Origin of the sequence: Jiangella ureilytica (assembly GCF_004348545.1) — a bacterium.
Taxonomy (GTDB): Bacteria; Actinomycetota; Actinomycetes; order Jiangellales; family Jiangellaceae; genus Jiangella; species Jiangella ureilytica.
This window is the reverse complement of the sequence record NZ_SMKL01000033.1, coordinates 1-13,929: the sequence shown is the minus strand read 5'-3', so window position 1 is coordinate 13,929 and position 13,929 is coordinate 1. Positions and strand designations below refer to the sequence as shown.

Sequence of the window (13,929 nt, the reverse complement as noted above, 5' to 3'; positions counted from 1 at the left end):
CTGCAGGTGTGGGGATTCCTCGAGCGACGACGGAGCTGAACGGACGACTGCGCTGGTCGCTGGTCGCAGCGGCGGCCACGCCGATGCGCGCCGACGGCAGTACCGATCCGGACGTCTGCTCGGCGTACTTCGGACAGCTGGTCCGGGCCGGCGCCGGCGGGCTCGCCATCGCGGCGCACACCGGCCGTGGCGACCGGCTGCCCATCGCGACCAAGGCCGACCTCGTGCGTCGCGCGGCCGCGCTCAACGTCCCCATCGTCACCGGCGTCGGGGGTCACGCCGACGGTCCCGGCCACGATCTCGAGTGGGCCGCCACGGCGGCCGCGGCCGGAGCCGACGCGCTGCTGGTCTTCCCGCCCGCCGACACCAACCCCGATGCCGTCGTCGAGCACCACGAGGCCGTCGCCCGTGCGTCCGGCCTCCCGCTCGTCGTCTTCGACCTCTACACCCGGCCGTACGCGCCGTCCACGCTGGAGCGGCTGCTCGAGCTGCCGCGGGTCGCGGCGTTCAAGCCGGCCCGGCTGCACGACGCCATCGCCTGCCAAGAGGGCATCGCCGCGGCCCGGGCGCGCGGAAAGCTGGTGCTCACCGGCGAGGACCGCATGCTGGGCGCGTCGCTCATGTGGGGCGCTGAGGGCGCGCTCATCGGGCTCGCGGCGGCCGCCGTGCAGATCTCCGTCGCGGCGGTCGACACGTTCGCGGCGGCCGTGCACACGTCGTCGCGCGACGCCGCGGCCCGGTTCCTCGAGGTGTCGGCCATCGTCGACGAGCTGTCGCGGGTGACGTTCCGCCCGCCCTACGACGGCTATGTGCAGCGGATGCTGTGGATCGCCGCCGACGAGGGCATTCTGCCGGCCGAGTTCGCCGTCGACCCCTTCCGGCCCGCCGACCTCGACGACGCCGAGCGCGACGAGGTCGTCCGCGTCGTGCGCCAGTGCCGCGACCAGGTCCGTCGGTGACACCCGCTGTCAGCGTCGGCGCGTAAGGTCACCACCATGGAGCAGGAAGGTCTGTTCGGCGGCGCCGCGCCGTCGGTGCCCGCGGGGTCGCTGTCCGGCGCCGACGACGACGTCGCCGGCAAGCCGCTGGCGGTGCGCATGCGCCCGCGCACGCTCGACGAGATCGTCGGCCAGCAGCACCTGCTCGGGCCGGGCACGCCGCTGCGCCGCCTGGTCGAGGAGGACCAGCCCATGGCGCTCGTGCTGTGGGGGCCGCCCGGCACCGGCAAGACCACGCTCGCCTACGTCGTCAGCCGGGCCACGCAGCGGCGCTTCGTCGAGCTGTCGGCTGTGACGGCGGGCGTCAAGGACGTGCGCGCCGTCATCGACACCGCCCGCAAGGATCTCGTCCGCTCCGGCACGGGCACCGTCCTGTTCGTCGACGAGGTGCACCGCTTCTCCAAGACGCAGCAGGACGCGCTGCTCCCGGGGGTCGAGAACCGCTGGGTCTCGCTGGTGGCGGCCACCACCGAGAACCCGTACTTCGCGCTGATCAGCCCGCTGCTGTCGCGGTCGCTGCTGCTCACGCTCGAGCCGCTCGACGACGACGCCATCCGCGAGGTCATGCGCCGGGCGCTGGCCGAGGAGCGCGGCCTGGGCGGCGCCGTCACCATCGACGACGCCGCGCACGACCACCTGCTCCGGCTGGCCGGCGGCGACGCCCGGCGGGCGCTGACCTACCTCGAGGCGGCGGCCGGGGGAGCGGCGGGCGCCGACGGCGTCATCACGCTCGAGGTGGCCGAGAAGGCGGTCGACCGCGCCGCCGTCCGCTACGACCGCGACGGCGACCAGCACTACGACGTCACCAGCGCCATGATCAAGTCCATCCGCGGAAGCGACGTCGACGCCGGCCTGCACTACCTCGCCCGCATGGCCGAGGCCGGCGAGGATCCCAAGTTCCTGGCCCGCCGGCTGGTCATCCTCGCCAGCGAGGACATCGGCATGGCCGACCCCACGGCGCTGCAGACGGCGGTCGCCGGCGCCCAGGCGGTGCAGCTGATCGGCTGGCCCGAGGCGCAGATCACGCTGGCCCAGGTGGTCATCGCGCTCGCGCTGGCACCCAAGTCCAACAGTGTCGTCAGGGCCATCGGGGCCGCCGTCGGCGACGTGCGCGCCGGTCTGGCCGGTGCCGTCCCGCCGCACCTGCGCGACTCGCACTACGCCGCGTCCAAGAAGCTCGGCCACGGCACGGCCTACGCCTACGCCCACGACGACCCGCGCGGCGTCGTCCAGCAGCAGTACGCGCCCGACGCCGTCCAGGACAAGCAGTACTACGACCCCGGTACCCGCGGCGCGGAGCGCGACTACGCCGAGCGGTACGCCCGGCTGCGCAAGATCGTCCGCGGCGGGTGAGCCCGGCCCGCTATGGGAGCCGCGCGACGATCGCGTCGAGCAGCGCGATCGGCGCCAGCAGCGCGGCGGCCTCGGCGTCGGTGGGCGCCCGGCCGGTCGCCACGGCGGCGAGGAAGCGGGCCAGCACGGGGGCGATGTAGTCGGGCGGCAGGGCGAGCTCGCGCTCCTCGGCCGGTCCGCCGGGCCGCGCGAGGATGGCCCGGAACGGGGTCGCGTCGGCGACGAAGTCGATCCGGACCTCGGTGGCCCCGAGCGTCGTCGTGGCCGTGACGACGCTCGGCTGGTCGTCGACGCTGACGGCCACCTCACCGTGGCCCCCGGGGTCGCCGGACAGCCGTCGTGCCGCCTCGACCAGGTGGATGCCGTAGAAGTAGAGCCCGCCGTACTGCCCTGCGGCGTTGGCCGGCCCGGACACGGTGATCAGCTGCGGCAACGGCCCGCCCGGCGCCGTCAGCTCCTCGATCGCCGGGACGAACCGCAGCGCCGACCCCGAGTACAGCGGCACGCCGTGCTGCTGGGCGGCCCGGACGATCGCGGCCGCGTCCTCGGCCGACCCGGCCAGCGGCTTGTCGACGAACACCGGCAGCCCGGCCTCGATGAAGGGAACCGCCTCGGCCCGGTGCCCTCGGCCGTCGCGCGTGCTGACGAGCACTGCGTCGACGGCGCCGACCAGCTCGGCCGGGTCGCCGAGCAGCCGCGGCGCCTCCGCACCGGCAGCGGCGGCCAGCTCGCGGTTGCGCTCGGTGTCGCCGCCGGTCAGCGCCACGACGCGCGCGGCGCCGAACCGGTGCTCGACGTTGAGGAGGCGGACGAACTGGTCGACATGGCTGCTGTCGGTTCCGACCACCCCGATGCGCGTCACGGTCAGCCAGCCTACGCGCCGCGGCACCCGCCGTTCACATGGCGTTCGCGCACCGGCTCCTACCGTCGCCTCCATGACCAGACTGCTGCCCGTCCTGGCCACGGCCGCCGTCCTGCTCGCCGCCTGCACGTCCGACGCCGAGACCCCGGCGAGCTCCGGCTGCGATCCCGCACTGGCGGCTTGGGCGGACGCGGGCTTCAGCGGGGCGATCGCGATCACCGCCGGCGGCGAGACGGTGTGCGAGGAGGGCTACGGCGACGCGAACACCGCGCTGACCGTCTTCGCCATCGGCTCGGTCACCAAGGCGTTCACCGCGGCGGCGATCTACGACCTGGTCGACTCCGGGGCGCTGGTGACCAGCGACCGGGTCGGCGATCTGCTGCCGGAGCTGCGCGGGCCGGTGCGCGACGCCACCCTGATGCAGCTGATGACGCACACCAGCGGGCTGAACGGCTCGGCCGGCGCCGACCATCAGCCTCTGTGGCGGGCGGACGCGATCGCGGCGATCGGCGCCATGCCGCTCGCGTTCGCGCCCGGCACGGACCACGTGTACAGCAACGCCGCGTACACGCTGCTCGCACTGGTCGTCGAGGAGGTGTCCGATTCGACCTACCGTGAGCACGCGATGACGCGGATCCTGGACGGGTTCGCGTCGGCCGGGTTCTGGGACGGCGCACCGGCCGCTGTGGGGCCGCGCGCCGTCGGCCACCTCGACGACGGCTCCACCGGCGAGGCCGGCGACTTCGCCGGGCCGCACTGGGCGCTGGACGGCAACGGCGGCCTGGCGATGAGCATGCCCGACCTCGCCGCCTGGACGCACGCGCTGTTCACCGGCGGCGTCGTGTCGGTGGAGTCGGCCGCGGCGATCGCGGACCCGGTGGTGGACCTCGGTGACGGAGCCGCGGAGACACCCGGCTGGGTGGCCCGGGACGCGTCCGCGTACGGCGAGCCGTTCCTCGCCGCGGCCGGCGGGGGCGGCGACGTCGGCCACGACACGATGGTGGTGTGGATCCCGTCGGAGGAGCGGGTCGTCGCGGTCGCGTCCAACGGCGGGGACGTCTCCGCGGAGGAGCTGATGGCGGCGGTCGGCCCGGCGCTGGCGGCGGGCGACCCGATCCCGGCGCCGGACGCCCCGGGCGGCACCGTCGATCCGGACGTCGCCGCGGCCATCGTCGGCGACTACCGGCTGGACACGGGAGGTGCGTACCGGGTGAGCGACGACGACGGGCTGCGGATCGCGGCACTCGGCGCCGACGCCGTCGAGGTGCTGTTCCCGCCCCGCGACGCCGCCGCCGCTGACGCCGTCCGTACGCACGAGCGTGCGGTCGCGGACCTGCTGGCGGGCGAGACCCCCGCGGGCCGGGAGGAGCTGGCCGCCCTCGAGGACGAGTTCGGGCCGGTCGGCGGCGCCGAGCCGGCCGGCACGATCGTCGCCGACGGCGAGCTGCGCACGTACGCCACGCTCGCGACCGGCGACGGGCCGCTGCTGGTCTGGTACGCGCTGGACGACGAGGGCGCCGTGAGCGCGGTGGAGGCGGGCGCCCAGCCGCCCGCACTGGACCTGGTGACCGACGGCGACGCCTTCCGGCCGGCCGACCCGGCCGGGACCGGGCCCGACGTGACGGTGTCGTTCGCCGCCGGCGTGCTGACCGTGACCGGCCCGGACGGCGCCGTGACGGCACAGCGGGACTGACCATGCGGATCCTGCTGGTCGAGGACGACGCCGACCTCGCTGAGGTGGTCGCGCTCGGCTTGCGCCACGAGTCCTACGCGGTCGACCGCGCCGGCACCAGGGCCGAGGCGGAGGAACTGCTGCTCACCACCGCCTACGACGTCGCCTGCTTCGACCTCGGGCTGCCCGACGGCGACGGGCTGGACCTGCTGCGCCGGCTCGGCACCGATCCCGTGCTGCGGCGGCCGCGGCGCACGCTGGTGCTGACCGCCCGCGACGCCGTCACCGACCGCGTGGCCGGCCTCGACGCGGGCGCCGACGACTACCTCGTGAAGCCGTTCCACTTCGCCGAGCTGGTGGCGCGGCTCCGGGCGCTGGGCCGCCGCGCCGACGAGACCGGGGCGACCCTGCGGGTCGGCGACCTCGCGATGGACCTCGCCACGCACCGGGCGGTGCGTGGCGACACCGACCTGGCCCTGACCGCCCGGGAGTTCTCGCTGCTGCGCTACTTCATGCACCGTCCCGGCGAGGTGTTGTCCGCCGAGGAGCTGCTCGAGCACGTGTGGGACGCCAACGCAGACCCGTTCACCACCTCGGTGCAGGTGATCCTCAGCCGGCTGCGCCGCAAGCTCGGCGACCCGCCGCTGATCGACACCGTCACCGGCGCCGGCTACCGGCTGCGGGAGGTGCCGTGAGCCGGGGGTGGCGGTCGCTGCGGATGCGGCTGGCGGTGCTCGGCTTCCTGGCCATCTACCTGCCCGTGCTGCTGCTGTTCGGCGTGACCGTCGTGACCGAGCAGGACACGAGCACCGAGGTGGTGCACGGCGCCGAGGTCACCACCGACACGACGGGGGAGCGCTCGCCGTGGGTGGCCGGTACCGTCCTCGCGCTCGCCCCCGCGGCCGGCGTGCTGGCGTGGTGGTGGGCCGGGCGGGCGGTGCGGCCGTTCGAGCAGATGTACGACCGGCTGCGGCACGCGGCCGACGCCCAGCGGCGGTTGATCGAGGAGACCAGCCACGAGCTGCGGATCCCGCTGTCGGTGCTGGCGACGAACGCCGAGGTGCTGCTGGCACATCCGGCGCCGACGCTCGAGGTGTACCGCGAAGGGCTGGAGCGATCGGGCCGGGCGGCGGGACGGCTGCGCGCCGTCATCGACGAGCTGCTGGTCGACGCCCGCGGCCGCGCGCGCACCGTCGACCGGCAGCCGGCCGACCTGGCCGCGCTGGTCCGTGCCGTCGTCGAGGACGCCCGGGTGGTGGCGGCGCCGCAGGGGGTGTCGGTGTCCGTGACTGCGCCCGCGCGGGTCGTCTGCGCGGTGGACGAGGCGACGGTGCGGCGCGCGGTCGCCAACCTCGTCGACAACGCCGTCCGCTTCGCCCCCGCGGGCTCCGACGTCGCGGTCACGGTGGAGCGGCGCGGCGCCGCGCTCGCCGTCGTCGTCACCGACCACGGCCCTGGCATCCCGCAGGCCGAGCTCGCCCACGTCTTCGAGCCGTTCTGGCACGGCCGCCGCCACGGCGAGGGCACCGGACTGGGGCTGCCGATCGCCCGCCAGATCGCGCTCGCCCACGGCGGCGACGTCACGCTCGCCTCGCCCGGCGACGGCTGCGTCGCCACGCTGACGCTGCGCTGCTGATCCGGGATGTGGTTGAGAGACTGGTGTCGCCAGAGCGACACCTATCCCTCAACCATCGGGGCGGCGCGCACGCCCCCACCATGATCAACGCGGGGGCGGGGGACCGGCGGAAGCGGCGAGGTAGCGCTCGGCCAGCGACCGGAGGTGGTCGCGCAACTCCGGCGGGTCGAGCACCTCGAACGCGACGCCGAGGCTGCCGAGGTAGCCGGCGAGGTCGTGCCAGGAGTCGCCGCCGGTCTGCAGCAGGCAGCTGCCGTCCTCGAGCTCGGTGACCAGCCCGCCCATGGCGGTGATCTTGTCCGTCACCACCTCGATCGGCGCGTCGAGGCGGACCCGCGCCTGCTCGCGGTAGGCCTGCGAGCCGACACCGCGCAGGACGTGGGCCACGGCGTCGCCGCCGGGTGGCTCGCGCGGGGCGAACCGGGGACCCGGAGGCACCCGCGGCCGGATGCGGTCGGCGCGGAAGGTCCGCCAGTCGTCGCGGTCGAGGTCCCAGGCCAGCAGGTACCAGCGCCGCCCGGTGTAGACCAGCTGGTGCGGCTCGACCCGCCGCACCGAGGCGCCGCCGTCGTGGCCGGCGTAGTCGAACCGCAGCTGCTCCCGCCCGTGCACGGCCGCAGCCACCGCCGTCAGCACGTCCGCGTCGACCCGTGCGCCCACACCGGCGGCTGAGGCCGTCGCCGATCGAAGGGCGTCGATGCGGTACCGCAGTCGCGACGGCAGCGTCCGCTCCAGCTTGGCCAGCGCCCGCAGCGACGTCTCCTCGATGCCGGTGACGGAGCCGGAGGCGGCGGCGCGCAACCCCAGCGCCACGGCGACCGCCTCGTCGTCGTCCAACACCAGCGGCGGCAGTGCCGAACCCGCGCCGAGGCGGTAGCCGCCGGCCGGGCCCGTCGCCGACTCGACCTCGTAGCCCATGATCCGCAGCCGCTCGATGTCATTGCGGACCGTGCGCGTGGTCACCTCGAGCCGCGTCGCGAGCTCCGCACCCGACCACTCCCGCCTGACCTGCAGCAACGACAACAACCGCAGCAACCGCACCGACGTCTCCAGCATGAATCCGAGTCTCGCACGAATTGCGGAACCGTACGTTCCACAACTGCCCGTAGCGTCGTTCTCACCACCACAGAGAACGGAGAGATCGATGAGCGTCGAACTGCGCGGCTTCTGCACCCTCAACTTCTACGCCGACGACATGCGCGCGGCTCGGGCCTGGTACACCGAGGTCCTCGGCAGCGAGCCGTACTTCGAGGCCACCGACCCGCAGTCGGGCCAGGTCGGCTATTACGAGTGGCGCATCGGCGACCACCAGGACGAGTTCGGCATCATCAACGGCGCCTGGCGCCCGCCGGCCGACCCCACCACGAAGGCCCCTGGCGGCGCCGTCATGAACTGGCACGTCGACGACCTCGACGGCACCATCGAGCGCCTGGTCGAGCACGGCGCCACCGTCCACCAGCCGCGGGTCGACCGCACCCACGGGTTCGCCAACGCCTCCGTCGTCGACCCGTTCGGCAACGTCATCGGGCTCATGTACAACCCGCACTGGAAGGCGATGGCGGACGGGGAGGCACCGGCATGAGCGACGTCCTGGTCTTCGACGACGCCGCCGGCTGGGACGCCTGGCTGGCCCGGCACCACGACAGCGCCGACGGCGTCGTCCTGCGGATCGCGCGCAAGGGCTCGCCCGGCCTCACCATCGAGGACGCGCTCGAGGTGGCGCTGTGCCACGGCTGGATCGACAGCGTCCGCCGCGCCGGCGACGAGCAGCACTTCCTGCAGCGATACTCGCCGCGGCGCCGCAGGAGCCCGTGGTCGGCCCGCAACGTCGCCCTGGTCGAGGCGCTGACGGCGGCCGGGCGCATGGGCCCCGGCGGGCTGGCTCAGGTCGCCGCTGCGCAGCAGGACGGACGATGGGACGCCGCCCGATCCGGCGCGGTAGGGTCAGACGCTTGAGACGACCATCCGAAGAGAGGCAGCTCCACCCATGTCCGTAGGCGAGATCGCCGGGTTGATGGCAGCGGCCGCCCTGGTGGCGCTGGTCGGCTTCCTCGCGGTGCCGATCCTGAAGCTGGGCCGCACCGTCGACGAGTTCACCCTCGTCGTGCGCGACCTGCGCAAGGAGCACGTCGCGAAGACGGCCACCACGGTCGACGAGACCAACGAGCTGCTCGCCTCCACGAACGCGCAGCTGCGGCGCATCGATGCCATCACGTCGAACGCGCAGACGGTCACCACCAACGTCGCCGCCATGTCGTCGCTGTTCGCGGCCACGCTCGGCGGCCCGCTGGTCCGCACCGCCGCGTTCACCTACGGCGTGCGCCGGGCCATCACCGCGCGCCGCGACGGCGCTGCCGGCACCGGCCGGCGACGCCGGTTCGGGAGCCGCGGATGAGCAAGCTGTTCTGGGTCGCCCTCGGCGCCACCGCCGGGGTGCTGGTGGTCCGCCGGCTCACCCGCGCCGCCGAGAGCCTGACCCCCGAGGGCGCGGCCGACCGCGTCGCCGGCGGCCTGCGCAACCTCGGCGACGCCGTCCGCGAGTTCACCGACGAGGTCCGCGCCGGCATGGCCGAGCGCGACGCCGAGCTGCGCTACGCCCTGGGCATCGCGCCCGACGGGACCGGCAAGGTCGGCGAGCCCGGCACCGCCGACCCTGACGCCGTCGACGACCTGTTCCGCACGCACCCGAGAGGCACGTTCTGACCATGGAGACCGCCGAGATCCGGCGCCGGTTCCTCGACCACTTCGAGAAGAACGGTCACGCCGTCGTCCCCAGCGCCTCGCTGATCTCGCCCGACCCGTCGCTGCTGTTCACGGTGGCGGGCATGGTGCCGTTCATCCCCTACCTCACGGGGCAGCAGGCCGCGCCCTGGCGGCGGGCCACCAGCGTGCAGAAGTGCATCCGCACCGGCGACATCGAAGAGGTCGGCAAGACCACCCGGCACGGCACGTTCTTCCAGATGAACGGCAACTTCTCCTTCGGCGACTACTTCAAGGAAGGCGCCATCACGCACGCCTGGGACCTCATCACGAAGTCCCAGGCCGACGGCGGCTACGGCTTCGGCGAGGACAAGATCTGGGTCACCGTCTACCACGACGACGACGAGGCCGCGGAGCTCTGGAAGAAGGTCGCCGGACTGCCCGACGAGCGCATCCAGAGGCGCGGCCTGCTCGACAACTACTGGCACACCGGCCAGCCCGGCCCGGGCGGCCCGTGCAGCGAGATCTACGTCGACCGCGGCCCCGAGCACGGACCCGACGGTGGCCCCGTCGTCGACGAGGACCGGTTCCTCGAGATCTGGAACCTGGTCTTCATGCAGGAGCAGATCACCGAGGTCAAGGCGAAGGACGACTTCGTCGTCGTCGGCGACCTCCCGTCGAAGAACATCGACACCGGCATGGGCCTCGAGCGCGTCGCGTACCTCATGCAGGGCGTCGAGAACATGTACGAGATCGACCAGGTCCGCCCCACGCTGCAGCGCGCGGCCGACCTCTCGGGCCGGCGTTACGGCGCCGACCACGTCGACGACGTCCGCATGCGCGTCGTCGCCGACCACGTGCGCAGCTCGCTCATGCTCATCGGCGACGGCGTCACGCCCTCCAACGAGGGCCGCGGCTACGTGCTGCGCCGGCTGCTGCGCCGGTCGGTGCGGGCCATGCGGCTGCTCGGCGTCGAGGACCACGCCATTCCCGAGCTGCTGCCCGTCGCCAAGGACTGCATGAAGGCGGCCTACCCGGAGCTCGACACCGATTTCGCCCGCATCTCCTCCGTCGCCTACGCCGAGGAGGAGGCGTTCCGGCGCACGCTGCAGACCGGCACCCAGATCTTCGACCTCGCGGCCGACGAGGCCAAGCGGGCCGGCGAGTTCGCGCTGCCCGGCGACACCGCGTTCAAGCTGCACGACACCTACGGCTTCCCCATCGACCTCACGCTCGAGATGGCGGCCGAGCAGGGGCTGAAGGTCGACGAGGGGCACTTCCGCCGGCTCATGACCGAGCAGCGCGAGCGGGCCAAGGCCGACGCCAAGGCGAAGAAGATCGGCCATGCCGACCTCAGCGCGTACCGGCAGCTGCGCGAGGCCGGCCCCACCCCGTTCACCGGGTACGACGAGCTCGAGACCGACAGCCGCGTCCGCGGCCTGCTGCTCGACGGCGTCGCCATCCCGGGCGCCAGCGAGGGCGAGACCGTCGAGATCGTGCTCGACCGCACCCCGTTCTACGCGGAGTCCGGTGGTCAGGACAGCGACGCCGGCGTCATCACCGGCGACGGCTTCGAGCTCGAGGTCGTCGACGTCCAGCGCCCCGTCAAGGGCCTCATCGTGCACAAGGCGCGGGTGCTCAAGGGCGAGGTCATCAGCGGCCAGGACGTCGTGGCGAAGGTCGACCACGAGTGGCGGGTCGGCGCCTGCCAGGCACACTCCGGCACCCACATCGTGCACGCGGCGCTGCGCCAGGTGCTCGGGCCGCAGGCGCTGCAGAGCGGCTCCTACAACAAGCCCGGCTACCTGCGTCTGGACTTCGCGTGGGGTCAGGCGCTCGGCGCGCAGACCCGCAGCGAGGTCGAAGAGGTCGCCAACCTCGCGATCCGCCGCGACCACTCGGTGTCGGCCACGTACATGCCGCTCGAGCGGGCCCGCGAGCTCGGCGCGCTGGCGCTGTTCGGCGAGACGTACGACGAAGAGGTGCGCGTCGTCGAGATGGGCGGCGCGTGGTCGCGCGAGCTCTGCGGTGGTACGCACGTGGCGCACTCGTCGCAGGTCGGGCTCGTGACGCTCACGGGCGAGGGTTCCGTCGGCGCCGGCACCCGCCGGGTCGAGGCCTTCGTCGGCATCGAGGGCTTCCGCTACCTCGCCCGCGAGCGCACGCTGGTCAACCAGCTGGTCGACCTGCTCAAGGTGCAGCAGCCCGACCAGCTGCCCGAGCGCATCGAGCGGCTGGTCGCGCAGGTCCGCGACGCGGAGAAGGAGCGGGCCAAGGCCCGGTCGTCGCAGCTCGGCGCCCAGGCGGCGGAGCTGGCGGCCGGGGCGCGCGACGTCTACGGCGTCGCGTTCGTCGGCCACACCGCGCCCGACGGCACGGCCGCCGACGAGCTCCGCTCGCTGGCGCTCGACATCCGGGGCCGGCTCGGCAACGACAAGCCCGCGGTGGTCACCGTGGCCGGCGTGGGCGAGAACGGGCGGCCCAGTGTCGTCATCGCCGTCAACGAGGCCGGTCGCCAGTGGCGCGTCAAGGCCGGCGCGCTGGTCCGCGTCGCCGCGCAGACCCTGGGCGGTGGCGGCGGCGGCAAGGACGACGTCGCGCAGGGCGGCGGCACCGACGCGAGCAAGATCGGCGAGGCGCTGACGCAGGTCGAGCATGCAATCGGTCAGACCGTGACCGGCTGATGCACTGCCGGCCGCAAGGTCGCGGGCACCGGCGAGTCCCGCACGGGAGAGGCAACTAGTGCGGAGGGGCGTCCGGCTGGGGGTCGATGTCGGGGCGGTCCGTATCGGGGTCGCGTCATGTGACCGCGACGGGCTCATCGCCACTCCCGTCGAGACGATCCGTCGCGGAAAGGGTGACCTACGGCGCATCGGGGTACTGGTGGCCGAGTACGACGCGATCGAGATCGTGCTCGGATTACCGCGTAGTCTCGATGGGAAGGAGCACGCGGCGGCAGCGCACGCAAGGGCCTTTGGTGCCGATTTGGCACGATTTGTGGCACCATGCCCGGTGCGGCTCGTCGACGAAAGGCTGAGCACGACCGTCGCAGCGCGTGGGATGCGAGCCAGCGGTGTCTCATCGCGTGCGGCGCGCCCGGCCATCGACCAGGCCGCGGCGATGGTGATTCTGCAAGACACGCTGGACGCCGAGCGCACGGCCGGCGAGCCGCCTGGAGAGGTGCTGACGGTAACGGATGAGTGACCTGTACACGTCGGAGGAGGACGAAGAGATCGTCCGCCCCCGGCGTCAACGGCGCCGCCGGCGCAAGCGCAGCCGGTTCGGCTCCTTCGTGGCGGTCGTCGCCTCGCTCGCCGTCATCGGCGGCGTCCTGGGCGGCATCTACTACGGTGGCAGCGCGCTGCTGAACAGCGTCGACGGCCTCTTCGGCGAGCCCGAGGACTTCCCCGGGCCGGGCACTGGCGAGGTCAGCGTCACCATCGAGGACGGCGCCACCATCCGGGCCATGGGCGCCACGCTGGTCGAGGCCGGCGTCGTCGCCAGCCAGGACGCGTTCGTCGCGGCCGCCGACCGGAACCCCCAGGCCACCGGCATCCAGCCGGGCAACTACGTGCTGCGCAGCGAGATGCGCGCCTCCGACGCCGTCGCCGCCCTGGTCGACGGCGCGGGCGGCCAGCGGGTGTCGCTGCCCGAGGGCTACCGCGTCCGCCAGACGGTCGAGCGGCTGGCCGAGGTCTCCGGGTTCTCCGTCGAGGAGCTGCAGGCCGCCGTCGACGCCGCCACGCTGCCCGACTACGCCGAGGGCGATGCCGAGGGGTTCCTGTTCCCGGCGTCCTACGGCCTGGGCGGCGACGTCACGCCGGACTCCCTGGTCGCCTCGATGATCGCCGGCTTCGAACAGACGGCCACCGAGGTCGGCCTGGTCGAGGGCTCCGCCGCCCGCGAGCTCACCCCGCGCCAGGTGGTGACGGTCGCGAGCATCGTCCAGCGCGAGGTCAGCCGCGAGGAGGACATGCCGCGGGTCGCCGAGGTCATCTACAACCGCCTGTCCGGCGCCTGCACGGCCAAGGGCGTTCCCGAGGGCCGGCTGCAGATGGACTCCACCGTCCACTACGCCGTCGACGACTACTCCAGCGTGTACACGACGCCCGAGCAGCGCCAGGTCGACTCGCCGTACAACACCTACCGGGTGTCCGGGCTGCCGCCGGGGCCCATCGCCTCGCCCGGCGCGGCCGCGCTGTCCGCGGCGCTGCGGCCGACGACCGACGACAACTGCTATTTCGTGGCGGTGAACCTCGAGACCGGCGAGACGGCGTTCGCCGTCACCGAGGCCGACCACCAGGCCAACGTCGCGCGGCTGGACGAGTACTGCACCACGAGCGAGCTGTGCTGACCCGTCGCTGCGCCGTGCTCGGGTCGCCGATCGCCCACTCGCTGTCGCCGGTGATCCACCGCGCGGCGTACCGGCGGCTCGGGCTGGACTGGGAGTACACGGCGCACGAGGTGGACGAGTCGTCGCTGGCCCGGTTCGTCTCCGGGCTGGGGCCGGAGTGGCGCGGACTCTCGTTGACGATGCCGCTCAAGCGGGTGGCGCTCGACGTCGCCGCGACGGCGTCCGACGTCGCCCGGACCGTGGGGGCGGCGAACACCCTGGTCCGCCGCGACGACGGCGGCTGGGACGCCGACAACACCGACGTGCCGGGGGTCGTGGCGACCTTGCGGGCGGCGGGGGCGCCCAGGGCCGGGG

Annotated in this window: 15 protein-coding genes; 13 read left to right on the top strand and 2 right to left on the bottom strand. The window is 73.7% G+C overall.

Annotated features, from left to right (window positions below; translation table 11 throughout):
• Positions 1–8 precede the first annotated feature (8 nt).
• Both E1212_RS15705 and E1212_RS15700 read left to right on the top strand, forming a co-directional pair.
• Positions 9–959 (top strand): dihydrodipicolinate synthase family protein, encoded by a 951-nt coding sequence (locus tag E1212_RS15705; protein WP_162605495.1) that lies wholly within the window; start codon positions 9–11, stop codon positions 957–959.
• A 36-nt stretch (positions 960–995) separates the two neighbouring features.
• Complete coding sequence (locus E1212_RS15700; RefSeq protein ID WP_131984077.1) at positions 996–2,351, top strand: replication-associated recombination protein A; 1,356 nt, start codon at positions 996–998, stop codon at positions 2,349–2,351.
• A 10-nt stretch (positions 2,352–2,361) separates the two neighbouring features.
• On the opposite strand, the gene E1212_RS15695 is transcribed toward E1212_RS15700, so the two are convergent.
• Positions 2,362–3,213 carry a Gfo/Idh/MocA family protein gene (locus E1212_RS15695; protein WP_162605494.1) on the bottom strand — a complete coding sequence of 284 codons (852 nt, stop codon included), beginning with the start codon at positions 3,211–3,213 and terminating at the stop codon, positions 2,362–2,364.
• Between the two features lie 73 nt (positions 3,214–3,286).
• Between E1212_RS15695 and E1212_RS15690 the strand changes: the two genes are divergently transcribed.
• Genes E1212_RS15690 through E1212_RS15680 form a run of 3 tightly spaced genes read left to right on the top strand, consistent with a single transcriptional unit; the run spans position 3,287 to position 6,521 of the window.
• A complete protein-coding gene (locus tag E1212_RS15690) occupies positions 3,287–4,906 on the top strand; it encodes a serine hydrolase domain-containing protein (RefSeq protein WP_162605493.1) in 1,620 nt (539 codons plus the stop codon).
• A gap of 2 nt (positions 4,907–4,908) precedes the next feature.
• Positions 4,909–5,580 carry a winged helix-turn-helix domain-containing protein gene (locus tag E1212_RS15685; protein WP_131984071.1) on the top strand — a complete coding sequence of 224 codons (672 nt, stop codon included), beginning with the start codon at positions 4,909–4,911 and terminating at the stop codon, positions 5,578–5,580.
• Positions 5,577–6,521 (top strand): sensor histidine kinase, encoded by a 945-nt coding sequence (locus tag E1212_RS15680; RefSeq protein ID WP_131984069.1) that lies wholly within the window; start codon positions 5,577–5,579, stop codon positions 6,519–6,521. The genes E1212_RS15685 and E1212_RS15680 overlap by 4 nt, the downstream gene beginning before the upstream one ends.
• A gap of 84 nt (positions 6,522–6,605) precedes the next feature.
• Here E1212_RS15680 and E1212_RS15675 read toward each other — a convergent pair whose 3' ends face one another.
• Positions 6,606–7,577 (bottom strand): helix-turn-helix transcriptional regulator, encoded by a 972-nt coding sequence (locus E1212_RS15675; protein ID WP_131984067.1) that lies wholly within the window; start codon positions 7,575–7,577, stop codon positions 6,606–6,608.
• A gap of 88 nt (positions 7,578–7,665) precedes the next feature.
• Here E1212_RS15675 and E1212_RS15670 point away from each other — a divergent pair, with 88 nt between their 5' ends.
• The 8 genes from E1212_RS15670 to E1212_RS15635 form a co-directional block, all read left to right on the top strand.
• Positions 7,666–8,103, top strand: coding sequence for a VOC family protein (locus tag E1212_RS15670; protein WP_131984065.1), 438 nt, complete (start codon positions 7,666–7,668; stop codon positions 8,101–8,103).
• Positions 8,100–8,477, top strand: coding sequence for a YdeI/OmpD-associated family protein (locus E1212_RS15665; protein WP_131984063.1), 378 nt, complete (start codon positions 8,100–8,102; stop codon positions 8,475–8,477). The genes E1212_RS15670 and E1212_RS15665 overlap by 4 nt, the downstream gene beginning before the upstream one ends.
• Positions 8,478–8,508: 31 nt before the next feature.
• Complete coding sequence (locus E1212_RS15660) at positions 8,509–8,916, top strand: DUF948 domain-containing protein (RefSeq protein WP_131984061.1); 408 nt, start codon at positions 8,509–8,511, stop codon at positions 8,914–8,916.
• Complete coding sequence (locus tag E1212_RS15655; protein WP_203416892.1) at positions 8,913–9,224, top strand: DUF6167 family protein; 312 nt, start codon at positions 8,913–8,915, stop codon at positions 9,222–9,224. Before E1212_RS15660 ends, E1212_RS15655 begins: the two co-directional genes overlap by 4 nt.
• A gap of 2 nt (positions 9,225–9,226) precedes the next feature.
• Positions 9,227–11,905 (top strand): alanine--tRNA ligase, encoded by a 2,679-nt coding sequence (gene alaS, locus E1212_RS15650; RefSeq protein WP_131984059.1) that lies wholly within the window; start codon positions 9,227–9,229, stop codon positions 11,903–11,905.
• A 58-nt stretch (positions 11,906–11,963) separates the two neighbouring features.
• Entirely contained in the window at positions 11,964–12,425 is a 462-nt protein-coding gene (gene ruvX, locus E1212_RS15645; protein WP_238992360.1) for a Holliday junction resolvase RuvX, read from the top strand.
• Positions 12,418–13,575 (top strand): endolytic transglycosylase MltG, encoded by a 1,158-nt coding sequence (gene mltG, locus E1212_RS15640; protein WP_131984055.1) that lies wholly within the window; start codon positions 12,418–12,420, stop codon positions 13,573–13,575. The genes ruvX and mltG overlap by 8 nt, the downstream gene beginning before the upstream one ends.
• The coding region (locus E1212_RS15635; protein WP_420814385.1) for a shikimate dehydrogenase family protein at positions 13,572–13,929 on the top strand (358 nt) is incomplete at its 3' end. The genes mltG and E1212_RS15635, both read left to right, overlap by 4 nt.